The sequence below is a fragment of the Nonomuraea sp. 3N208 genome, from assembly GCF_052245935.1.
Lineage (GTDB): Bacteria > Actinomycetota > Actinomycetes > Streptosporangiales > Streptosporangiaceae > Nonomuraea.
This window is the reverse complement of sequence record NZ_JBQQBR010000027.1, coordinates 155005-176627: the sequence shown is the minus strand read 5'-3', so window position 1 is coordinate 176627 and position 21623 is coordinate 155005. Positions and strand designations below refer to the sequence as shown.

Sequence of the window (21623 nt, the reverse complement as noted above, 5' to 3'; positions counted from 1 at the left end):
GGGGTTATCGGTTTGTCGGCTGGCCCGCGGTCAAGGGCGCGGCGGACTTGCGGTGGTGAGAGGCGCGGGCTTTGGCGCGGTTGCCGCAGATGTCCATGGAGCACCAGGTCCGGCGCCGATTGCGGGAGTGGTCATAGTAGGCCCATCGGCAGCTCGGCTCCCGGCAGGCTTTCAGCCGCGTCCACGTGCCTTCCGCCACTGCCTCGGCCACGACGGCGAGCAGCCTGGCCAGTGCCGCCTCCACCGGCCCCCGGGCGCGGGCGACCAACCGGGGCGGGGAAACGGTCACGTCGAGCATCAGCGGAAAGTCGCGGGTGAGGTCGGCGAGTTCGGCGCGAGCGGCAGGGTTGAGGCCGTCCGGGCGCGGGCTGGAGACCGGCTCGGTGTTGTTCTCGGCGATCAGCGCGCGTAGTCCCTCACGGATCCGTTCGGCACGGTCGCGCTGCTCGGCGTTCACCACCGTGTCGGCCGGCATGAGACCGCGGGCGTGCAACCACGTCGCCAGCTGTTGCGGGGTTGCGATCTCGTCGCCGTCCCGGCGGCGGGTGTTGATGAACTCCTCGATCACGCGCAGCGGCATTGGCGCCGTCCCGGTTGCGAGGTTGTCCGGCACGGGCTCGGCAGCACGCTCATCCATCACGTCTCGCAGCCTACCCGACTATCGGCGATGGTAGGTTACGTAACCGACGTAATTGGTACGTCAGTTAGATCAGAAGGGGTCGCTGGTGAGCATCAGCATCGGCAACATCTGCATCGACACGAACGACCTGGCCGGCAGCACCGCCTTCTGGCAGGCGGTCACCGGATACCAGGTCGCGTCCTCAGACGAAGGCACCACCTACCTGCAGGACGCGAACAAGAGCGGCGTGGGCCTGTCCCTGCAGGCCGTGCCCGAGGGCCGGGAGGGCAAGAACCGGCTGCACCTGGACCTGTCCACTGATGACCTGGCAGGCGAGGTCGGCCGGATTCGGGCCCTTGGCGCGAGTGAAGTGCGGCGCTTCGACGGCTGGGTCGTGCTGGCCGACCCCGAGGGCAACCAGTTCTGCGTCGTCGCCGCATAGACGAATTCGCCACCGCGCGACGCCGGTATCCCACCACCACTACAGAAGAGACAGATATGGCCTCCGTGCAAAAAGAGATCATCATCGATGCCGACCCCGCGGACGTGTGGGCGATCATCAGTGACTTCACCGACGGGCCCGTCCGGATGGCGCCGGGCTTCGTCACCGACAGTCGGCTCGACGAACCGGACGTCAGAGTCGTCACGTTCGCCGACGGGATGGTGCTGCGGGAGCGGCTCATCGCGCTCGACGATGAGCTGTGCCGGCTCGTCTTCTCGGTCATCGGCGGCACCATGCAGCCGGAACACGACAACGCCTCGATGCAGGTCGTCCCGCACGGGGACGGCCGCAGCCGGTTCGTATGGATCCACGACGTGCGACCGGACGACCTCGCCATCCCGATGGGCGCCGGAATGGACCACGGCCTGAGCATCTTCAAGCAGACGGTGGAGTCCTCCCGCGGGCACCTCGGCTAGGTCAGCCGCGTCATTGCTGGTCGCGGTCCTCCCCGTGAGGACTGTGACCAGCTGCGTGACCGGACGGGGCTGCCCCACCATTCGGCGGCAGGCGGCTCTTGCCTGCTCCGGCGACCAGCCGCCCCCGTCAACTCGTGGCCGGCTTCCCGATGGCTTCCGGAGCCGGGCGGGGAAGCCGGCGGTGTTGTGGTCATGCGGCGACGGGGCGCTCACCCGATTGGATCATCGGGTGCGGATGAGGTGGTCGCGCGGATGTATCGGTGGGCGAGTCGGCGCAGGTGCGTGAGAAGTTCCGGCGGCCCGGTGACGTCGAAGTCCGCATCGAGCAGGCCCAAGTGGACGCCGAGGGTCTCGATCGTGTCGGCGCCGGTGTACAGGACGCAGGTACGGTCGTCGAGGCGTTCGACCGTACCGGCCGCCGGGTCGATCCGATCGGCGATGACCTCGGCCGGCGCGTGCACGGTGACCTGCGCCCGGTAGCGCCAGGCGGCGGCGGACACCCGGTGGGAGACGTAGGCGGCGACGTCGTCGTCGGGCAGGTCCCGTGGGGTGAAGCGGGGGCCGGTCGGGGTACGGGGCCGGATCCGGTCGACACGGAAGGTGCGCCAGTCGTCCCGCTCGACGTCCCAGGCCAGCAGGTACCAGCGGCGGCCCCAGATGACGAGCCGGTACGGCTCGACGGTGCGCACGGTGGCCGCGCCAGCGTGGTCGTGGTAGTCGAAGCGGAGCCGTTCCCGGTCGCGGCAGACCGCGCTCAGCGTGGTCAGGACCGACGCATCGACACCGGGGCCGGCGTCGCCGCGGGGCACCGGCACCGTGTAGGCCTGCAGGGTGCTCACCCGGCGCCGCAACCGGGACGGCAGCACCTGCTCCAGCTTCGCCAGCGCCCGCAACGACGCCTCCCCGACCCCCGCGATGGCGCCACCGGTCGCGGTCCGCAGGCCGACGGTGACGGCGACCGCCTCCTCATCGTCGAGCAGCAACGGCGGCAGCACGGCACCGGCGCCGAGCCGATAGCCGCCGGCAGAACCGCGGGTGGCCAGCACCGGGTAGCCGAGGGTGCGCAGGCGCTCCACGTCGGTACGCACGGTCCGCCCGCTCACCCCGAGGCGCTCTGCGAGTTCGGCGCCGGTCCACTCGCGCGGGGTTTGCAGGAGGGAGAGCAGCCGCAGGAGGCGGGCCGAGGTGTCCAACATTCGTCAAGCATGCCGGACCATTAGGAGCGGTATCGTCCTAATGGTCCGGCAGGGTCGACGCCATGACCGAGATCGACACGGCCGAGATCCGTGATTTCCGTATCGATATCCCGCAGGCCGACCTGGACGACCTGGCCGAGCGCCTGGCCCGGGTCCGCTGGACCGACGAACTGCCCGGCGCCGGCGGCGACTACGGCGTCCCGCTGCCATACGTGCAGAGTCTGGTGCAGCGGTGGCGCGACGGCTACGACTGGCGCGCGTGGGAGGCGAAGCTCAACTCGTACCCGCAGTTCACCACGACCATCGACAGGCAGAACGTGCACTTCCTGCACGTCCGCTCACCCGAGCCGGACGCCACGCCGCTGCTGCTCACGCACGGCTGGCCGACCACCGTCGTGGAGTACCTCGATGTCATCGGCCCGCTGAGCGATCCGCGAGCCCATGACGGCGACCCGGCCGACGCCTTCCACCTGGTGATCCCGTCCATCCCCGGTTTCGGCTTCTCCGGGCCCACCACCGAGCGGGGCTGGAACCGGTACCGGATCGCCAGAGCGTGGGCCGAACTGATGCGCCGCCTTGGCTACGAGCACTACGGCGCGCACGGCAACGACTGCGGCTCGGAGATCTCGCCGGAGGTGGGCCGCTGCGATCCCGGGCACGTGATCGGCGTGCACGTAACCCAGGTCTTCTCGTTCCCGTCCGGCGACCCGGCCGAGCTGGCCGGCCTGTCGGAGGAGGACCGGAAGAAGGTCCAGTTCCTGCAGTGGTGGACGGACAACAGCGGCGCCTACGACAAGCTGCAGTCCACCGCGCCGCAGACGCTGGCCCACGCGCTGGCCGACTCGCCGGCGGGGCAGCTGGGCTGGAACGTGCAGTTGCTCGCCCCGAACCTCGATGCGGACTACGTGCTGACCAACACCATGATCTACTGGCTCACCAACACCGCCGCGTCGGCCGCGCGCCTGTACTACGAGGACTTCCACACGCAGGACAAGCCGGCAAAACCCACCACCGTGCCACTCGGGCTGGCGAACTTCGCCTGGGACTTCCAGTCGATCCGCCCGTTCGCCGAACGCGACCACAAGAACATCGTGTCCTGGAACGTCTACGACACGGGCAGCCACTTCGCCGCGCACGACGTGCCCGGCCTGCTGGTCGACGACATCCGCGGCTTCTTCCGCCAACTGCGCTGAACCGTGCCGAGCGGGTGGTACGCGCGGCGGGCACCCCGCCGCGCGCACCCCTGAATTGAACTTCCAGGAGTACCGTCATGCAGATCCTGACCCGCCGAGCCCTCAACCGCGCCACCCTCGATCGGCAACTGCTCCTGCGCCGCGCCGACCTCACCCCGCTGCAGGCCATCGAACACCTGGTGGGCCTGCAGGCGCAGACCCCGCACACCTGGTACGTGGGACTGTGGAGCCGGCTCGCCGCGTGCCGGCCCGAGGAGGTCGCGGCGCTGCTCACCCAGCGCCGGGCCGTGCGGATCGCCCTCATGCGCTCGACGATCCACCTCGTCAGCACGACCGACGCGCTCGCGCTGCGCCCACTCGTGCAGCCGGTGCTGGACCGCGACCTGTTCTGGACGCGTTCGATCGGGACGTGATCGCGAAGTCACGCCAGGACTCGCACCGGTTGGGGGTAGCGGTCCAGATCGGGGCGGTCCGGTATAAAGGCCTGTTCCTGACCGATCCACTGGCGGTGCCGTGGCCGGTGGTGGACTACCTGGCTGAGCAGCTGGGGATCGGCGATCCCTCGCAGGTGAAGAAGTACGCAGTGCGGGCGCAGACGGCCCTATGACCACGCCTGGATGATCCGGAATACCTACGGTTACCATCGCCTCCTCCGCCCCGGCCGAAGGGCTGCGGCAGCTCGGCGAGATACCCGACGTGCCCGACGGCGACAGCGGCGTGGACGAGGAGGGGGTGTAGCGGCCAGGATCGCGGCCAACGGCCGACGTCCTTGTCCTGCGGCTTTCCTTGAGCTGGACGGCGAATCGCCCGTCGTGCCCGGCCTGGCTGCGCGATCCTGTCCTTTTGGCCACTCCTTCGAAGGACGCGTGGATGGCTGAGGCGATGCACCCAGCGTGGGACGAGCCGCTCCAGCGGCGTCTGCCGGCAGATCCCGGCCGGTCAGTGGGTGTCTGGTCTGGGGATATGGATGCCCGCGGCGCGGAGCTTGGCCTCTACTAGCGCGACCCCCCGGGCCGTGGCCGATCCCTGCTCTTCGCCGTAGTGGGCGATCAGGTGGTACCGGGCCGCGGCGTCGGTGCTGGCTTGCAGGCCGGTCACGATCTTCAGGTGTGCGGGGTTGGCGAGGAAGTGGTCGGCGATGGCAGTGGCGAGTTCGGCCAGGCGCGGGTCGTCCGGCTCCCATGCCGTGGCTTCGGTTGCCTGCTTGCTCAACGCGACGAAGCGGGGGTCGTCGAGGGCGTGCTCGACATGGGTGAGGAAGTCGTCGAAGCCTTCTGGGACCAGGGCCCTGGCCAGCACCCAGCCCTCCCTGGTGGCCGTCACCTCATCCGCGGGGAGGCCGAGGCCGGACAGCCGCTCCAGCAGCGCCACGGCGCGGTCGGGCAGCAGGGCCCGGTCTCCGTCGGCGAGCCGGTGCAGCATGTCACGGCGTGCGATCAGCTCCTCGATCCGTTCGGTGAGCTGCCGCTCGACGTCGGTGAGCGCGGCGGCGAACTGGGCGGCGTCGGCGTCGAGCAGGGGCCCGACTTCGGCCAGCGGCACCCCGGCGGCGGCCAGCGTCCGGATCTGCACCAGCCGCAACAGATCGGCGGACCCGTAGCGCCGGTAGCCGGAGCTGTCGCGTTCCGGCTCCTTCACCAGGCCGAGCTTGTGGTAGTGCCGCACCGTCTTCACTGTGACGCCGACGAATGCCGCCGCCTGCCCGATCGTGACTCCGTTCCTCATCTGCACAGCCTGCCTTGTACTCGAGCTCGGCGACCAGGCAGACGACAGCCGAGCATGTGGCCCCAGTTCACGTTCTACCTGATGCACGACCGGAAGGGGTCGCCTCTTGAGGCGTACGGGTCACAGGTGTTCAGTCCGCCGGCTGAGCCGGATCGGCCTGCTCGCCGCAGAACACCTTGTTGACGAGCCTTTGCTGGGCGTTCCGGAACGCTGCCGCTATGGACATGTCGGCGTCGTCCACCCAGTTCAGTACGGCGGTCAGGGTCTTGCCGCCGTCGGGCGTGCTGTACATCAGCGTCGCGGAGGCGACGTTGCCGCCGTTGTGGGTGATGACGGTGCCGCCGCAGTCCGTCTTCTGGACGAACACCCCCAGCCCGTAGTCCATGTTCGGGATGCCCGTGGCGTGCGGGGTGCACATCTCGGCCAGCAGTGCGGCCGGCAGGAGCTTGCCGCCTACCAGCGCGGAGATGAACGTGTGCAGGTCCTGGCTGGTCGATATCATGTCACCGCCGGTGGAGACCCAGGAGGGGTTGTAGCGGGTGATGTCGATCGTCTTCTGCCGGCCGGCTTCTTCGTAGCGGTAGTAGATGTGGGCGTGCGGCTCAGGAATCTCCGGTGAGGCGTCCGGCACCACGGTGCCCGACAGCCCGAGCGGCCCCAGGATCAGCCGCTGCATCTCCTCGGCCAGCGAGCGGCCGGTGACCTTCTCGATCAGCAGCCGGGCCAGCACGTAGTTGGTGTTGGAATAGCTCCAGCCCGTTCCCGGCTCGAACCGGGCCGGCTTGGACAGCGCCAGACGTACCAGCTCCTCGGGCCGGTAGGTGTGGAACCGGTTGTTCACCCACTCCTTGCCCGTGGTGCTGTAGGGCACGGGAATCCCGTGCACGATCGACCCGTCGTCGTATACCTCGCCGGTGAAGTTGAACAGCCCGCTGGTGTGCTGCAACAGCATCCGCACCGTGATCCGCCGGTCCAGCCCGAACGCGGGCAGGTAGTCGGCCGCCGGGGTGTCCAGCTCGATCTTGCCCTCGGCCACCAGTTGCAGCACCAGGGTCGCGGTGAAGGTCTTGGTGTTGCTGCCGATCCGGGCATGCCCGTTGACCGACGGCTTCGCGGTCCCGCCCAGCTCGGCCACCCCGGCGCTGCCGGCCCACTCGCCGCGCTCATCGTGCACGCGCAGCGACACTCCGAGGAAACCGGACTCGACGATCTCCTCGATCGCCTTCTGCAGCTCCGGGCGATCCTGCCCGGCCGCAGCTGCCGGCTGGGTGCTCTTGTCCTGATCGGAAAGGGTGATCGTCATGGTGGTTTGCCCTTCGAAGTTGTTATGTCCGGGTCGGCCTCGCGCCGCTGCGCCGAGCTTCCACCCTGACCCAAGGTCAACCTCAACCGTGATCTAGCTCACAGCCGCATTGGGGTTTGAGACAACTTTGGGAGAGACCACTTGCCATCGACCGGCGACCACCATATTGTCGTACGAACGTAAGGTATACGAACGTAATACAAAATCAAGGGAGTCCGTGATGGGGACAACTCGGCCGGTGGTGCTCGTGACAGGTGCCTCATCGGGGATCGGCAAGGAGACGGCCCGCGCCTTCGCCGCGGCGGGTTTCGAGGTGATCGGAACCGGCCGCAAGACCTCCGGACTCACCCCGCCCGCCGGTGTGACGTACCTCGATCTCGACGTGGCCAGTGACGACTCGGCCGCCGCCGCGGTCGGAGAGGTGATCGACCGGTTCGGACGCATCGACGTCCTGGTCAACAACGCGGGCATCGGCTCGGCGGGCGCCGTCGAGGAGAACTCCGTCACCCAGGCCCAGAACGTCCTGAACATCAACGTCCTCGGTGTCATCCGTATGACGAAGGCCGTCCTGCCGCACATGCGCGCCCAGGGTGGCGGACGCGTCATCAACATCTCGTCCGTCCTCGGGGTCGCCCCCCAGCCCTTCATGGCCCTCTACGTCGCGTCGAAGCACGCCATCGAGGGCTACTCCGAGTCGCTGGACCACGAGGTCCGCGAGCACGGCGTCCGGGTCCTCCTCGTCCAGCCCGCCTATACCAAGACCGGCTTCGACACCAACGCCGCGCAGCCCGACACCCCGCTGCCTCTGTACGCGGAGCGACGGCGCGTTTTCGACGAGGTGCTGGCGGTTGCGATGAAGGACGGCGACGACCCCGCCGTCGTCGCCAAGATGATCGTCACTGCGGCCACCGACAAGAAGCCGAAGCTGCGCTACACCGCCGGCCCGCTGGCCTCACGCGTCACCACGGCGCGCCGCCTCGTCCCCGCCAGGACGTTCGACAAGCAGATCCGCAAGAACAACCGCATGCCCGCCTGACCTCCGATGTACCCGACATCTGTGATGTCGCCGAAAGTCCATTGATCAGTCACTCGTTGATTTGCCGAGGAGAGTCATGCAGCAGCAACGCCAGCAAACGGCCCGGCGCAGTGCATCGAGCGCAAGGCGTTTTCTGAAGAAGAACGTCGGGATCGCGCTGGCGGTCACCGCGACGGCGGCCGTCCTGGGGTCGGCGCCGTCCGCGTCCGCAGCGACGGGACACGCGTATCGCGGATCCGTTGTCACCGACGTTCGGACCGTGGCGACGTTCGACTACGCCGCCGGCGAGATCCCCGAGAACATCACCGTCAACCCCGATGGCTCAATGATCCTGTCCATGCTGGGCAGTTGCGCGGTGTGCCAGCGCACCCATGGGCCGCAGCTAATGCGCATTTCCGCGTCCGGAGGCCGCACGGTGCTCGTCACCGGGCAGGTGGGTGAGGCGATCAGCGGCAACACCCGTGGCAGTGACGGCACCGTCTACTACAGCGTGTGGGCCCCGGGCAACGCGGCCAGGAACGGCGTGTACGCGCTGCGTCCGGACGGTACGCCTCAGCGCATCGCCGCTCTGCCCGCCGACGCGGGCCCCAATGGGCTGGCCATCGACCCGGCCGGACGCACCCTCTACATCGCCGACAGCCTGAAGGGCCTCATCTGGTCCGTTCCGGTCTCGGGCGGATCGGTGACCCCGTGGCTGACCGATGCCGCTCTCGCGCCGGTGCCGACCGAGGCCCTGCCGATCGGTGCCAACGGGCTCAGGTTCCACGACGGCGCTCTGTGGGTCAGCAACTTCAACAAGGGAACGCTGCTTCGGGTACCGGTCACCGGCACCGGCGCGGCCGGTCCCATCCGCCTTGTCGCGGGCGGGCTGCCCAACATCGACGATCTCAGCTTCCTGACCCCGTGGTCCGATGTGGTGTTCGTGGCGCAGAACGGTCCGGACAGGGTCGTGGTGGTCTACCCGAACGGCACCTACAAGGCCGTTCTGACCAGCGCGGACGGTCTCGCCTCGCCCTCCGCGACCGCGGTTCGCGGCGACCAGTTGTACATCACCGACGGCGGGGTCGCCGAGCCCCACGACGCGAAACTGCAGACCGGGAGGATCAATTTCGCCGCTCTCCTGGCCAACGCGGCACAGTGACCTGGCCGGGGCGGTATCTGCAGCGCTAGCCCCGGCTGCGATGGAGGAACGCATGGTGCGGTACGCGAAAGAACACAAGCAGGAGACAAGGCAGCGGATCATTGCGACGGCCGGTCGCCGGCTCAAGCGGGACGGCATCGACGGCTCCGGAGTCGCGACCCTCATGAGGGACGCGGGCCTGACCAACGGCGCCTTGTACGCCTACTTCCCCTCCAAGGACGAACTCGTCACCGCCGCGGTCGCCGACCAGATGCGCGCACAACACGCCAACATCGTCGCGCAGGCAGCGCCCGGCCGTGCCGGACTCGAACAGATCGTGCGCTGGTACTTCTCCCCCGAGCAGCGCGACAACATCGAGGACGGCTGCCCCAACGCCGCCCTGCTCGACGAGATCGCACGCTCCACGGATCCCACCAGGCAGGCATACACCGACGGCGCGCTTGTCCTCATCGACGACTTCGCCGCCCGCCTGGCACCCCACGATCCACCGTCGGCGCGTCTGAAAGCACTCGGCCTCCTCGGCATGCTGGCCGGGACACTGCAACTCTCCCGCGCCCTGACCGACCGGCAGCTCGCCGACCAACTCCTCGAACAGGGCATCCGCAACGCCCTCGCACTCCTGGATGCCGAGCAGCACAACTGAGACGCCATCCGCGTACCGATCAGAAGCTGGTCCGGTCGAACAAGGTCGGCGGCTCCCTCGACAACCGCATCCGCTTCGCCGTCGAGGTCACCACCGCCGTGGCAGACGAGATCGGCCACACCGACTACCCCACTCACACCGCCTGACAAACCCCGGCGATACCGGTCCTGGCGGGCCGGTATGCCAAATGGCCCCATGGAGGTACCAAATGTCTGAGCACGCTGCTGTTGAACTGAGCCCGGAAGCGATCCAATTCGCGGAATGGCTGGCCACAGGGGCGAATCCCCCGTCCGAGTTGGATGCGGCGCGCATCCAGGCGGAGCAAGTCCATCTCGCGGCCCGGGAGCCGGAAGGCGTCACCTATCGGGAGGTGGACGCGGGTGGCGTTCTGGGAATCTGGTGCGAACCCGTCGACGCCAACACCGACTACGTCCTCCTGCACACTCACGCCGGGGGCTCCGTTCTGGCGTCAGCACACGTCGACCGAAAGCTCGCCGGCCATATTGCCAAGGCCGCCGGGGCCCCCGTACTGGTCCTGGACTTCCGGCGCGCACCGGAACACAAGTACCCGGCTCAGGTGGACGACGCGGAGGCGGCCTTCAACTGGCTGCTCTCCGAAGGGTATGAGCCGGGAAACATCATCACGATCGGCCACTCGATCGGCGGGTTCATCGCTGTCGCCCTGGCGCTTCGCCTCCGCGACAAGAGGCAGCCCCTGCCCGGCGCCATCGTGTCGATCTCCCCCTGGTGCGACCTCGAGATCGCCAACGAGGCCATCGCGACCAACGCCGGGACGGACAAGATTCTCAGCAAGGAACTGCTGGAGTTCTTCCGGGATGCCTGGATCGGCGGCACTGGCATCGAGTTCACGGACACCCGGATCAACCTGAACCGGGCGGACCTGAGCGGTCTTCCCCCCACCCTCGTCTCCTGGGGAACGTACGAGGTCCTCGCCGGCGAGGACGAGGAGTTCGCCGCCCGCGTCAAGGACGCCGGAATCGACACGGCGACCGTTGTGGTCCCCGGAGGCCAGCATTCGTACGTCTACGGAGCTGGCCGGATTCCGGAGACCGACGCCGCCATCGCACAGATCGGCGCGTGGGTCCGCGAGAAGACCAAGATCTGACCGAGCGGTACAGGCGCGGCAGTCGCAAGAGCCGCGCGCCTGCCGGATCGGGACGGGGGGAACGGACGCGAACATGGCCTGCGGTGGCGCGCAGGTCCGCGACGCCCGCGACCTCGTCCCGGTCCGGCAGGCGACGGCCGGGACGGCTCACCACAACGGCGGCTTCAGCTACGCGCGCACCGACGCCGAACGCGACACGGCTCCGCGTCTGATGGCCGACGTGGTATCCGCGGCGCTGCGCGCCGGCCTTCCCATCGTCGGTGTCGCACCGGCTTCACAACCGTCCCCACTCTCGACGCCGACCACCCGCCGGGTGGCCAGACGATTCCATACACCTTCGATGAGGGGAAAGAACGAGGACCCGATGAGTGCCTTCCACCCCGATCTCAAACGAGGTCGCTTCATCCCCAATGTGTCCTACGGACGTCTGTCGTCGCGCATCGTGCGGAGCGTGAAGTGGCGCTCGACCGATCCAGGGCCGGACGTCACGGTTCAGGAGATCGTCGTGCCCGGGCCCAAGGGCGCACCGCCCGTCTCGGTTCGCGTCTTCCAGCCGACCGGCCTGAAGGCAGCGGCTCCGGCGCTGCTCTGGATACACGGAGGCGGACTGATCTTCGGCGCACCCGAGCAGGACGACCGTACGAACATTGCCTTCGCCCGCGAGCTCGGCATCACCGTCGCCGCGGTTCGTTATCGACTGGGGCCGGACCATCCCGCGCCCGCCGCGGTCGAGGACGCCTACGCCGCGCTGCGTGGACTGGCCGAGCGCGCGGGCGACCTGCACATCGACATCGATCGCATCGCGATCGGCGGTGCCAGCGCGGGCGGCGGAATCGCCGCGGCCCTCGCGCTGCTCGCCCACGACCGGGCCGAGATCCGCCCAGTGTTCCAACTGCTCCTCTACCCCATGCTGGACGACCGCACGACGACGAGAACCGACCTGGACACCCTCAAGGTGCGCGTCTGGACGCCCAAGAGCAACCGATACGGCTGGTCGTCCTACCTCGGCGACGCCGTCGCGGGCCCGGACGTCTCCCCGTACGCGGCCGCAGCCCGCCGCGAGGATCTCACCGGTCTTCCTCCGGCCTGGATCGGCGTCGGCACCCTCGATCTCTTCCACGACGAAGACGTCGAGTACGCGCGCCGGCTGAGTGACAGCGGCGTCCCCTGCGACCTCGACGTCATCCCCGGCGCTTTCCACGGCTTCGACCTGGTATTTCCTAAGGCCGAGGTCTCGCGGGAGTTCTGGCGCCGGCAGGCACGAGCGCTGAAGGGCGCACTGTGAGGCCGACCGAAAGTGAAGGCAGATGGACATGCAGATCGCAGCGAAGGGAGGGGCGGTGCCGTTCCGAGACCCGCTGCAGTGCCGGGTCGGGACGGCCTAATATCGCCCTCACCAGCGAAGACGCAGTAGATCAAGCCGGTCGGATCAGACTCGCCCGCTCCTCAACCGCGCGCGGAGCTCGCCAACTCAGGCGCACATCCGCAGCGGCTCCATCTAGGGTTTTCTGAGGCGGCTCTCACCTGGGGCTCTGTCGGGCGGCGGAGGCGGGCGGGAAGAACAAGACTGTTGTCCGCGGATTTTTTCGTGCACGGTTGTCGGCGTCTCCACCCATGCCGATAGGAGTTCCAGCATGTCCGAAACCGTGCCTCTGCACCTCGCGGGCAACAACGCGCCGGTCGCCGAGGAGGTGACCCTGGAGCCGTCCAAGGTCGTCGGCGAGATCCCGGCCGAGCTGAGCGGGCAGTTCTTCCGCAACGGGCCCAACCCGCGTACCGGCTGGTCGCCGCACTCCTTTGCGGGCGACGGAATGATCCACACCATCGCGCTGGAGGGCGGCAGGGCCCGCTGGTACCGCAACCGGTACGTGCGCACGCCGCTGTACGAGCACCCCGGCCAGTCCCGCTTCGCCCTCGCCTTCGACCAGGAGACAGGCCGGATCGACTACCGGGTGACCACGGCCAACACCCACCTGATCGCGCACGCGGGCCGGCTGTTCGCCCTGGAAGAGGGCGGCTTCCCGTACGAGGTGACGCCGGACCTCGCCACGATCGGGGTGCACACCTTCGACGGGGTCCTGCAGACCCCGATGACCGCGCACCCGAAGACCTGCCCGATCACGGGTGAGCTGTTGTTCTTCGGCTATCAGCTGCGTCCGCCGTACCTGACCTGCTACCGCGTCTCGGCCGTCGGCGAGGTGGTGCAGACGCGGGTCGTGGACGTGCCGCGCGCGACGATGATGCACGACTTCGCCATCACCCGCAACCACGTGATCTTCATGGATCTGCCGGTCGTCTTCGACTACGTCCAGGCCGCGGCGGGCGGGCCGCCGTGGCGCTGGGATGACGCGCACCGCGCCCGGTTCGGCGTGCTGGCGCGTACGGCCGGCGACGACGCGCCCGTACGCTGGTTCGACGTCGCCCCGTGCTACGTGTGGCACACCATGAACGCTTTCGAGGACCCGCAGGGCGACACGATCACCGTCACCGGCACCCGCGTCCCCACGCTGTGGCGCGGCGGCGCCGACGACCTGGAGGGCGGGCTTCCGGTCGTGTACCGCTGGACGCTGGACCTGAGGTCGGGCGTGGTCGCCGAGGAACCGCTCGACGACGCGCCCAGCGAATACCCCCGTGTGGCCGACTCGATGCTCGGGCTGCCCCACCGTTACGGCTACACGACGAGCTTCTCCTTGGACGCCGAGCCTGAGCGGTCGGAGATCTACGCCTACGACCTCACCGGCGGCGGTGAACGGGTGGTGCACCGCCTCCCTCCAGGCCACACCTGCGGTGAGGCCGTCTTCGTACCCCGGGCCGGGACCGGTGAGAACGAGGGCTTCCTGATGACGTTCGCCCACGACCGCGGCGCCGGTACGAGCTACCTGGCCATCCTGGACGCCGCCGACCTGGCCGCGCCCCCGCTCGCCGAGATACACGTCCTGGTGCGCATCCCCACGGGCTTCCACGGCAACTGGATCCCGGTCTGAGCATCGAGGAAACCAGACCTGGTGCTCGTCCCCGTCCTGGCAAGTGATCCTGCCGATCTCACGGACAGCAGCGGGTGGTCAGCTGATTCCGATGACAAGAGCGTCGCGGGCGGCGTCGATGACCTCGAAGGTGATCGCGGAACGTGGTGGCGTCGAAGGCCGGAGCCTGGTCGAGGTCTTCTGCCGGAGCGACCTCGACCAGGTGGCAAGCAACCTCCAGTCCCCCTCACTGGCCGCACCGAGCGCGGCGCCGATGACTCGAATCATTTCCGTGGTCTGTGCTCGCCGCTTGCTAGGCATTGGTTCGCTACTTTGTGGTACCGTATAGTGGTACTCGGTGCTACAAAGTACCAGGAGATCGAAGAGGACCCACGATGGACGACCTGACGGAGATGCTGAAGGGCACGCTTGAGGGCTGCGTGCTGGAAATCATCGGCAGCGAGGAGACCTACGGGTACGCCATCACGCGTCGGCTGAACGAACTCGGCTTCGCCGACGTCGTCGAGGGGACGGTTTACACCATCCTGCTGCGACTGGAGAAGAACGGGCTCGTCCAGGTGACGAAACGACCGTCCGGGCTGGGCCCGCCGCGCAAGTTCTATGCGCTCAACGACGCGGGGCGCGGAGAACTCGCGAGGTTCTGGGCGAAATGGGAGTACGTCACATCACGGATCGACAAGCTCAAGGAGGGCGGGAGATGAACTTCTGGGAGACCATTACCGGCAGCGATCTCACCAGGGAATGGAAGGCGTTCGAAGCTCGGGCCGAGGCATTGCCGGCCGACTACCGGGCGGCGTGGGGAGAGATCATAGGTCATCTTTTTCCCTACGGGGACTTCACCGGTCGAAACCTGATGCCGATTCTCGACGGTGCTCTGGGGCTGCTCGAAGAGACAGCGTCCGACGGGCAGAGCATTCACGAGGTGCTGGGTGACGACATCGGGGGCTTCTGCGCGGCGCTGGCCGGCGGAGAAGGGGCTCGGAGCCATCTCGACCGGTGGCGCGAGCAGTTGAACAGGAACGTCGCAAGGAAATTGGGCCGGCTAGGAGGCTGACGTGGGCATCCAAGACATCATCGAGGGCAAGAAGCAGTGGCGCGCGCACATGGCCCGGGTCAAGGCGCTCCCGCCGGACTACCAGATCGTCTACAAGGAGATTCAGAGGTACCTCTTCAAGGTCGGACCGATCGACTTGCTTGACGGGTCCCTGCTCTCAGGGATCGTCGATTTCTTCGAGGAGGGCGCTGCGGCCGGCAAGGGAGTCCTGGAACTCCTCGGCAACGACGTCGCTGCCTTCTGCGACGACCTGGTCAAGGACTCGCGCACCTACGCGGACATCTATCAGGAGTCCATCAGCGGGGAACCCGGCACGGCCGGGAAGTAACACCCGTCGTCGACCCAAGGCACCGGCGGGCGCTGGGCTGTGCAGTGGAGCAGTCGGACCGGTAGCTGCTGAAGTCGGACCTTGGTTCGCGCCGCGGGGGCGATCGTGGAGCTCGAGCAGCCCGATGGCCACTTGCGCGTCTTCTGCGAGTAGGCGCCGTTCCGTTGGACGGACCCCGATGCGGTGCTTGAACACCCTCCCAAGGCCGCGCTTGCCGGAGCAGACGCGGCGAACGGACCTCGATCTGCGAAGACGTCGGGGAGGATCCTGTGGACGCCGAACCGCCCCCTGGGAGGCGTGCCAGGCCGGCGGATGTCCCGGCGGTGAGCAAGCCTGCTGCGGTGTCGTGTCAGCGGCCGTGTCAGCACGGCAACGGCCCGGTATCAGCGCTTTCGGTCATGGTGGATGCCATGAACCGTTCAGCGATTGCGCACTCGTGGTCGCGGGCGCTCCCGCCTCGTCCGCGACGATCGAACTCTCCAGTGGGCCGACGGAGCCCGTCTCGGCCTGAGGGATGACGGACTCGCTCACGAACAGCGATCAGGCCGCCCGCACCCACACGCTCAAGCTTCCGCTTTGCACCTCAGCTATTCGGTGTTGCTAAGTACTAGTAGTCAGTGCTACTTTGTACTGGTAGTCAGCAACACCAAGTAGCCGAAAGGGAGGCGTCCCATGGGCAAGCTCGTGACGGAGATGCTCAAAGGAACGCTGGAGGGCATCGTCCTGGCGATCCTGTCCGGCCGGCCCGCATACGGCTACGAGATCACGGCGTGGCTGCGCGATCAGGGCTTCTCCGACATCGCCGAGGGCACCATCTACGCGCTACTGGTCAGGATCGAGCAGCGCGGCCTCGTCGACGTGGAGAAGGTCCCGTCGGAGAAGGGACCGCCGCGCAAGGTGTACTCCCTCAACGACCAGGGACGGGAGTACCTCGAAGAGTTCTGGCGGACCTGGAGCTTCCTGGCCGACCGGCTCGAACAGCTCCGCAAGGGAGGCAAGTCGACATGACCACAGGATCAAACGAGCCGAAGAGCCGCTACCTGCAGTACCTGGAGATCGTCACCGGATCGCTGGAGGAGAAGAAGCGCTACCGGCAGTACAAGGCACGCATCAAGCAGCTTCCCGAGAACTACCGCATCGCGGTCGAAGCGCTGGAGCGGTACCTGATGCACTTCGGGCCGGCCGACGGCGCCGGTGCGATGGCGATGTACGACGACCTTGCCGAGCTGTTCGAGCAGGGCGCGGCGGACGGCACCCCGATCCGCGACATCTTCGGCGAGGACCCGGTGGAGTTCGTCGAGGCGTTCATGGCCAACTACCCCCTCGGCCAATACAGGACCCGGGAACGCAACCGCTTCACCAGCGCCATCGAGCGCGCCGCCGGCGAGAACACCACGACAAAGGACAGGACGGACTGATGACGACACAGCAAGCTGCGGCGATCCAGGTGCAGGGCCTGGAGAAGGCGTACAAGGAGCTGCGGGTGCTGCGCGGCGTGGACTTCACCGTGGCGCGGGGCAGCATCTTCGCCCTGCTCGGCTCCAACGGGGCGGGCAAGACCACGGCCGTGAAGATCCTGTCCACGCTGCTCAAGGCCGACGCGGGGACGGCACGGGTGAACGGCTTCGACGTCGCCACCCAGGCCGCGGACGTACGCGAATCGATCAGCCTCACGGGGCAGTTCGCAGCCGTCGATGAGATCCTCACCGGGCGGGAGAACCTCGTGCTGGTCGCCCGGTTGCGGCATCTCAAGAACCCCGGCGAGATCGCCGATGATCTGCTCGCCCGCTTCTCGCTCACCGACGCGGGCGGACGAAAGGTCGCGACGTACTCCGGCGGCATGCGCCGCCGCCTGGACATCGCGATGAGCCTCATCGGGAACCCGCCGATCATCTTCCTCGACGAGCCGACCACCGGCCTGGACCCCCAGGCCCGCATCGAGGTCTGGCAGGCCGTCAAGGAACTCGCCGGCCGCGGCACAACGGTGCTGCTCACCACGCAGTACCTGGACGAGGCCGAACAACTCGCCGACCGGATCGCGATCCTCCACGAGGGCCGGATCATCGTCAACGGCACCCTGGACGAGCTCAAGCAACTGCTCCCACCCGCCAAGGTCGAATACATCGAAAAGCAGCCGACCCTCGAGGACGTCTTCCTCACCCTCGTCGGCACGAAGGCATAAGGAACAACGATGAGCAAGCATTTCTTCACCGACACCGCCGTCCTGCTGGGACGCTCCCTGCGCCACATCACGCGCAGCCCGGACACCATCATCACCACCGCGATCATGCCGATCGCCATGATGCTGATGTTCGTCTACGTGTTCGGCGGCGCGATCAGAACAGGGTCGGATTCGTATGTGAACTACATGCTGCCCGGCATCCTGCTCATCACGGTCGCCTCGGGCATCGCCTACACCGCGTACCGGCTGTTCATGGACATGAAGGGCGGCATCTTCGAGCGCTTCCAGTCCATGCCGACCGCGCGGTCGTCGGTGCTGTGGGCGCACGTGCTGACCTCGCTGGTCGCCAATCTGATCTCGCTCGTGGTCGTGACGCTCGTGGCCCTGCTCATGGGTTTCCGCTCCTCGGCGGGAGTGCTGGCGTGGCTGTCGGTGGCGGGCATCCTGATCCTGTTCACCCTGGCGTTGACCTGGATCGCCGTCATCCCCGGCCTGTCCGCCAAGACCATGGAAGGCGCGAGCGCGTTCTCCTACCCGCTCATCTTCCTGCCCTTCCTCAGCTCGGCCTTCGTGCCCACCGACACCATGCCCGGCCCGCTGCGCGTCTTCGCCGAGAACCAGCCGGTGACTTCCATCGTCAACGCCATCCGCGCCCTGTTCACCGAGCAGCCGGTCGGCACCGACATCTGGATCGCCCTGGCCTGGTGCGTCGGCATCCTCATCGTCGCCTACGCCTTCGCCATGAACACCTACCGCCGCAAGATCTCCTAGGGCGTATCGATCGGGCACGTCTTGATCCCGATGAGCGTGTCGGACAGGCAGATCGCGGCGCGGTTGCCCTGAACAGAACAGCACCCCCTCGGCTCGTCTCGCGCCGCCGAGCGGAGGCTTCCAGGAGATTTGCGCGAGATAAAAATCGGGTTGTGAGCGGACCGCTCGGAGCACGTGCGGCAGCCGCTGATCCTTGCCCGTGCGAGTGACGAACGGCCTCCACCGTGGCCAGAGCAGGTGGCTCGCTGCCATTCCTGGCACGCACCCTTCGAGCTCCACACAACACCTCCTATCGCGAGACAAGGAAAGATCATGACTGAATCCCTCCACACCGTCACGACGATGCCGACCGAGCGTCAGCCCGGCTGCCCCTTCGACCCGCCCAAGGAGCTCATCGAGGCCCGCGAGCACGGCCCGATCAGCCGCTTCCCCTTCCCCGACGGGCACCAGGGCTGGCTGATCACCGGCTACGACCTGGTCCGGTCGGTCCTGGCCGACCCTCGGTTCAGCTCACGCAAGGAGCTCATGCGCCACCACCCGCTGATCGACTACGGCGACATCGAGGTCCCTCCGGCGCCGCCCGGCGAGTTCCTGCTGATGGACGAGCCTCAGCACGGCCGCTACCGCAAACCGCTGGTGGGCAAGTTCACCGTACGGCGGATGCGCCTGCTCACCGAGCGCGTCGAGCAGGTCACCGCCGACCACCTGGACGCCATGGAGAAGGCCGGGCCGTCGGCGGACCTGGTGACCGCGTTCGCCAAGCCGATCCCCGCCATCGTGATCTGTGAGCTGCTGGGGGTGCCGTACGAGGACCGGGGCTTCTTTCAGGAGAACATCGACAAGTTCCTCGGCGGAGAGGTCAGCGACGAGGAGCTGATGGCGGCCTACATCGCGACCCAGCAGTACCTCGCGGAGCTGGTGGCCGCCAAGCGCGCGAACCCCACCGACGACGTGCTCAGCGACCTGCTCGACAGCGACCTGACCGACGAGGAGCTGCAGGGGATGGCCCTGATCCTGCTGTCGGCCGGGTTCGACACCACCGCGAACATGCTGGCGCTGGGCACCTTCGCGCTGCTGCAGAACCCGGACCAGCTCGCCGCGCTGCGCGCCGAGCCCACGCTCACCGACCAGGCCGTGGAAGAGCTGCTGCGCTACCTGAGCGTCGCCAAGCAGTTCCACAGGGTCGCTCTGGAGGACATCGAGCTGGGCGGCCACACCATCACGGCCGGTACGACGGTCATCCTGTCCCTCAACACCGCCAACCGCGACCCCGAACGCTTCCCCAACCCCCACGCGCTCAACCTGCACAGGCAGGACGGCGGCCACCTGGCCTTCAGCCACGGCATCCACCAGTGCCTGGGCCAGCAGCTCGCCCGCGTCGAAATGCGCGTCGCGCTCCCCGCCCTGATCAACCGCTTCCCCACCCTACGCCTGGCCGTACCGGCTGAAGAGGTTGCCCTGCGCCCGGAGACCGCGGATATCTACGGGGTCAAGAGCCTCCCGGTCACCTGGGACGCATGACCCCGAGCCAGTGACGGGGGCGCGTACGGCCGCCCGCCACTCGCTGTGGCGGCTCGCCTGCGGCGATCGCGTCCGCGGCCCATTTCTGCCCGTATCCCGGTGGCACCGGGACGAGGGCGTCTCGGTCAGCGAAGCCGCCACCCTCGGTGTCACTCCAGCGGGACGGTCGCGGATGACGCGGGCGGGCTCAGGTCCTCCTTGGCGGGAAAGTAGGCGAATAGAGTGCGCCTGGACACCTGGGCCGCCTCGGCCACGTGAGTGATCGACACCTGGTCGAAGCGCGGAAGGCTCATGGGCGACGAGCATGCCGACCTGCGCCGGATGACCGATCGCCAGGTGAAGCCCGATGACCCCAGTTCGCGCTCGTAGTGCAGGCGAACCGCTTGAGGCAAGGCTCAGCACCACTGCACTACCGAAGCGCCGTCCCCTTCCAGCATGATGTGGCTGAGGCAAAGTGACCTGTCAAGAATGCATCAGGACGCATGATTCTCCCGGCGGGGCTCAGATCTCTTGGACCTGCGCGACCACGACGCACGCGGATGGAGCGGCAAGCGACGACCGCTGGCCTCACTTGGACACAACCGCACGAACACCGGCTCCCGCATCACCACCCACGGAGCCTCGGGGAGCTCCTCCAGGCGGCGTATGTCTTCGGCGTCACCGACGATCTCGGCCCAGCCGCTCAGCAGGACGCTCCAGCCGCGTGCAGGGTGCACTCCGTATCGTCCACCTCAAATGACAACGGCATGCCGTGCTCGATGGCCCTGAACTTGCCGCCCGCGTGGTCCTGAACACCACGTCGTCGCCGTCGAGCACGAAGTTCGCCGGCACGATCTCCAACCGGCCGTCGGGCTCCACCAAGGCGACACGTAGGTCTGGCGTTGTCCAAGCCGCCGCGGTTCGCGCCGGGGACGGACCAGAACTACTCCAACACCAACTACACGCTGGCCCTGCTGCTGATCGAGAAGGTCACCGGCCGCACCTACGCCGAACAGCTGCAGCGGCGGATCCTACGGCCGCTCGGGATGTCGGGCACCAGGGCGGCGGGCACCCGGACGCAACTCCCCGGGCCGCACGCCCACGGCTACTACCGCTACCAGGACGACGGTCAGCAGAAGGTGGTCGACATCTCCCGCCAGAACCTGTCCCTGCTGGCCGGCGCCGGCGACCTGATCGCGACCACCCAGGACCTGGCCACGTTCTTCTCCGCGCTGAACGGCGGCAAGCTCGTGCCGGCCACGCTGCTGGCCGAGATGCGCAAGCCGCACACGAAGATGGGCTACGGCCTCGGGCTGTTCGTACAGGACCTGGGCCCGAGTTGCGGCACCGTCTACCAGCACAACGGCAGCCCCCCGCACGGCTACGGGGCGCTGATGTACAGCTCACCCGACGGCAGTAAGACCCTGACCGGCTCGGTGACCTGGGTGGACGAGGCCACCAGGGGCCCGGCAAAGCATTTCCAGAAGCTGCTGGACGGGCTCGTGAAGCAGGTGTTCTGCGGCGGGCAGGCCGCGGGCTGACGGGGTTCAAGCCGGCTCAGCCGGCAGGTGCCTCGGCGCTGCTGGACAACGTCACCACCGTGTTGCTGATCGCCCCGGTGACGTTCTTGGTGTGCGAGCGGCTGGCGCTGCCGGCGGCATTCTGGCAGTTCACCCGGTACGGCCTTGTGGTCGCCGTAGTGACCATCGCGTTGCTCTTTCTGGCAGCCGGATTCGTGCTCGGCGACGGCGTGCTCGGCGTCGTGTCCGTGCAACCCGGCGACGAGCTGGTGGGGACGCTGGCCGAGCTGGCGCTGTTCGCCGTGCTGTTCACCGACGGCATGCGGGTCGGCTGGAGGGAACTGCGCAGCGCGTGGCGGTTGCCGGGCCGCGCCCTGGGCTAGG

At 67.8% G+C, this 21623-nt stretch carries 27 protein-coding genes; 21 read left to right on the top strand and 6 right to left on the bottom strand.

Annotated features, from left to right (window positions below):
- Positions 1 to 4: 4 nt before the first annotated feature.
- The gene (locus ACTWPT_RS36175) at positions 5 to 637 is read right to left on the bottom strand and encodes a CGNR zinc finger domain-containing protein (RefSeq protein ID WP_443182023.1); all 633 of its coding nucleotides are present in this window, start codon (positions 635 to 637) and stop codon (positions 5 to 7) included.
- Between the two features lie 88 nt (positions 638 to 725).
- Between ACTWPT_RS36175 and ACTWPT_RS36170 the strand changes: the two genes are divergently transcribed.
- On the top strand, positions 726 to 1061 hold the full coding sequence (locus tag ACTWPT_RS36170; RefSeq protein ID WP_443182009.1) for a VOC family protein: 336 nt from the start codon (positions 726 to 728) through the stop codon (positions 1059 to 1061).
- A gap of 56 nt (positions 1062 to 1117) precedes the next feature.
- Positions 1118 to 1537, top strand: a complete 420-nt coding sequence (locus ACTWPT_RS36165; protein WP_443182008.1) for an SRPBCC family protein — start codon at positions 1118 to 1120, stop codon at positions 1535 to 1537.
- Positions 1538 to 1746: 209 nt separating this feature from the next.
- On the opposite strand, the gene ACTWPT_RS36160 is transcribed toward ACTWPT_RS36165, so the two are convergent.
- Positions 1747 to 2733 carry a helix-turn-helix transcriptional regulator gene (locus ACTWPT_RS36160; protein ID WP_443182007.1) on the bottom strand — a complete coding sequence of 329 codons (987 nt, stop codon included), beginning with the start codon at positions 2731 to 2733 and terminating at the stop codon, positions 1747 to 1749.
- A gap of 62 nt (positions 2734 to 2795) precedes the next feature.
- On the opposite strand from ACTWPT_RS36160, the gene ACTWPT_RS36155 reads away from it, so the two are divergent.
- The 3 genes from ACTWPT_RS36155 (at position 2796) to ACTWPT_RS36145 (ending at position 4533) form a co-directional block, all read left to right on the top strand.
- Entirely contained in the window at positions 2796 to 3926 is a 1131-nt protein-coding gene (locus ACTWPT_RS36155) for an epoxide hydrolase family protein (protein ID WP_443182006.1), read from the top strand.
- 77 nt (positions 3927 to 4003) lie between these two features.
- Positions 4004 to 4339 carry a DNA glycosylase AlkZ-like family protein gene (locus ACTWPT_RS36150; protein WP_443182005.1) on the top strand — a complete coding sequence of 112 codons (336 nt, stop codon included), beginning with the start codon at positions 4004 to 4006 and terminating at the stop codon, positions 4337 to 4339.
- On the top strand, positions 4336 to 4533 hold the full coding sequence (locus ACTWPT_RS36145) for a DUF4158 domain-containing protein (RefSeq protein ID WP_443182004.1): 198 nt from the start codon (positions 4336 to 4338) through the stop codon (positions 4531 to 4533). The genes ACTWPT_RS36150 and ACTWPT_RS36145 overlap by 4 nt, the downstream gene beginning before the upstream one ends.
- A 332-nt stretch (positions 4534 to 4865) precedes the next feature.
- Here ACTWPT_RS36145 and ACTWPT_RS36140 read toward each other — a convergent pair whose 3' ends face one another.
- Together ACTWPT_RS36140 and ACTWPT_RS36135 are read right to left on the bottom strand one after the other, a co-directional pair.
- Complete coding sequence (locus ACTWPT_RS36140; RefSeq protein ID WP_443182003.1) at positions 4866 to 5651, bottom strand: MerR family DNA-binding transcriptional regulator; 786 nt, start codon at positions 5649 to 5651, stop codon at positions 4866 to 4868.
- 130 nt (positions 5652 to 5781) lie between these two features.
- Positions 5782 to 6954 carry a serine hydrolase domain-containing protein gene (locus ACTWPT_RS36135; RefSeq protein ID WP_443182002.1) on the bottom strand — a complete coding sequence of 391 codons (1173 nt, stop codon included), beginning with the start codon at positions 6952 to 6954 and terminating at the stop codon, positions 5782 to 5784.
- Between the two features lie 220 nt (positions 6955 to 7174).
- Between ACTWPT_RS36135 and ACTWPT_RS36130 the strand changes: the two genes are divergently transcribed.
- The 6 genes from ACTWPT_RS36130 to ACTWPT_RS36105 all read left to right on the top strand — a co-directional run bounded on the left by ACTWPT_RS36130 (position 7175) and on the right by ACTWPT_RS36105 (position 13884).
- Positions 7175 to 7990, top strand: coding sequence for an oxidoreductase (locus tag ACTWPT_RS36130; protein ID WP_443182001.1), 816 nt, complete (start codon positions 7175 to 7177; stop codon positions 7988 to 7990).
- A 76-nt stretch (positions 7991 to 8066) separates the two neighbouring features.
- A complete protein-coding gene (locus ACTWPT_RS36125) occupies positions 8067 to 9131 on the top strand; it encodes an SMP-30/gluconolactonase/LRE family protein (protein WP_443182000.1) in 1065 nt (354 codons plus the stop codon).
- 52 nt (positions 9132 to 9183) lie between these two features.
- Positions 9184 to 9774 (top strand): TetR/AcrR family transcriptional regulator, encoded by a 591-nt coding sequence (locus ACTWPT_RS36120; protein WP_305914588.1) that lies wholly within the window; start codon positions 9184 to 9186, stop codon positions 9772 to 9774.
- 208 nt (positions 9775 to 9982) lie between these two features.
- The gene (locus ACTWPT_RS36115) at positions 9983 to 10900 is read left to right on the top strand and encodes an alpha/beta hydrolase (RefSeq protein ID WP_443181999.1); all 918 of its coding nucleotides are present in this window, start codon (positions 9983 to 9985) and stop codon (positions 10898 to 10900) included.
- A 73-nt stretch (positions 10901 to 10973) separates the two neighbouring features.
- Positions 10974 to 12185 (top strand): alpha/beta hydrolase, encoded by a 1212-nt coding sequence (locus tag ACTWPT_RS36110; RefSeq protein ID WP_443181998.1) that lies wholly within the window; start codon positions 10974 to 10976, stop codon positions 12183 to 12185.
- 349 nt (positions 12186 to 12534) lie between these two features.
- Positions 12535 to 13884, top strand: a complete 1350-nt coding sequence (locus ACTWPT_RS36105) for a carotenoid oxygenase family protein (RefSeq protein ID WP_443181997.1) — start codon at positions 12535 to 12537, stop codon at positions 13882 to 13884.
- A gap of 78 nt (positions 13885 to 13962) precedes the next feature.
- On the opposite strand, the gene ACTWPT_RS36100 is transcribed toward ACTWPT_RS36105, so the two are convergent.
- Complete coding sequence (locus ACTWPT_RS36100) at positions 13963 to 14151, bottom strand: hypothetical protein (RefSeq protein WP_443181996.1); 189 nt, start codon at positions 14149 to 14151, stop codon at positions 13963 to 13965.
- A gap of 107 nt (positions 14152 to 14258) precedes the next feature.
- On the opposite strand from ACTWPT_RS36100, the gene ACTWPT_RS36095 reads away from it, so the two are divergent.
- The 8 genes from ACTWPT_RS36095 (at position 14259) to ACTWPT_RS36060 (ending at position 19740) form a co-directional block, all read left to right on the top strand.
- Positions 14259 to 14585, top strand: a complete 327-nt coding sequence (locus ACTWPT_RS36095; protein ID WP_443181995.1) for a PadR family transcriptional regulator — start codon at positions 14259 to 14261, stop codon at positions 14583 to 14585.
- A complete protein-coding gene (locus tag ACTWPT_RS36090) occupies positions 14582 to 14938 on the top strand; it encodes a DUF1048 domain-containing protein (RefSeq protein WP_443181994.1) in 357 nt (118 codons plus the stop codon). Before ACTWPT_RS36095 ends, ACTWPT_RS36090 begins: the two co-directional genes overlap by 4 nt.
- Before the next feature lies 1 nt (position 14939).
- Positions 14940 to 15266, top strand: coding sequence for a DUF1048 domain-containing protein (locus tag ACTWPT_RS36085; protein WP_443181993.1), 327 nt, complete (start codon positions 14940 to 14942; stop codon positions 15264 to 15266).
- Positions 15267 to 15938: 672 nt separating this feature from the next.
- The gene (locus ACTWPT_RS36080; protein WP_443181992.1) at positions 15939 to 16274 is read left to right on the top strand and encodes a PadR family transcriptional regulator; all 336 of its coding nucleotides are present in this window, start codon (positions 15939 to 15941) and stop codon (positions 16272 to 16274) included.
- Positions 16271 to 16684 (top strand): DUF1048 domain-containing protein, encoded by a 414-nt coding sequence (locus tag ACTWPT_RS36075; RefSeq protein ID WP_441118176.1) that lies wholly within the window; start codon positions 16271 to 16273, stop codon positions 16682 to 16684. Before ACTWPT_RS36080 ends, ACTWPT_RS36075 begins: the two co-directional genes overlap by 4 nt.
- On the top strand, positions 16684 to 17448 hold the full coding sequence (locus ACTWPT_RS36070; RefSeq protein ID WP_443181991.1) for an ABC transporter ATP-binding protein: 765 nt from the start codon (positions 16684 to 16686) through the stop codon (positions 17446 to 17448). The genes ACTWPT_RS36075 and ACTWPT_RS36070 overlap by 1 nt, the downstream gene beginning before the upstream one ends.
- A gap of 9 nt (positions 17449 to 17457) precedes the next feature.
- On the top strand, positions 17458 to 18219 hold the full coding sequence (locus ACTWPT_RS36065) for an ABC transporter permease (RefSeq protein ID WP_443181990.1): 762 nt from the start codon (positions 17458 to 17460) through the stop codon (positions 18217 to 18219).
- A 312-nt stretch (positions 18220 to 18531) separates the two neighbouring features.
- Positions 18532 to 19740, top strand: coding sequence for a cytochrome P450 (locus tag ACTWPT_RS36060; RefSeq protein ID WP_443181989.1), 1209 nt, complete (start codon positions 18532 to 18534; stop codon positions 19738 to 19740).
- A 149-nt stretch (positions 19741 to 19889) separates the two neighbouring features.
- Here the strand turns inward: ACTWPT_RS36060 and ACTWPT_RS36055 are convergent, their stop codons facing one another.
- Positions 19890 to 20033 (bottom strand): TetR family transcriptional regulator, encoded by a 144-nt coding sequence (locus ACTWPT_RS36055; protein ID WP_443181988.1) that lies wholly within the window; start codon positions 20031 to 20033, stop codon positions 19890 to 19892.
- 588 nt (positions 20034 to 20621) lie between these two features.
- Between ACTWPT_RS36055 and ACTWPT_RS36050 the strand changes: the two genes are divergently transcribed.
- Entirely contained in the window at positions 20622 to 21260 is a 639-nt protein-coding gene (locus ACTWPT_RS36050; protein WP_443181987.1) for a serine hydrolase domain-containing protein, read from the top strand.
- A gap of 59 nt (positions 21261 to 21319) precedes the next feature.
- Positions 21320 to 21622 (top strand): hypothetical protein, encoded by a 303-nt coding sequence (locus ACTWPT_RS36045; RefSeq protein WP_443181986.1) that lies wholly within the window; start codon positions 21320 to 21322, stop codon positions 21620 to 21622.
- The last annotated feature ends 1 nt before the right edge of the window (position 21623 follow it).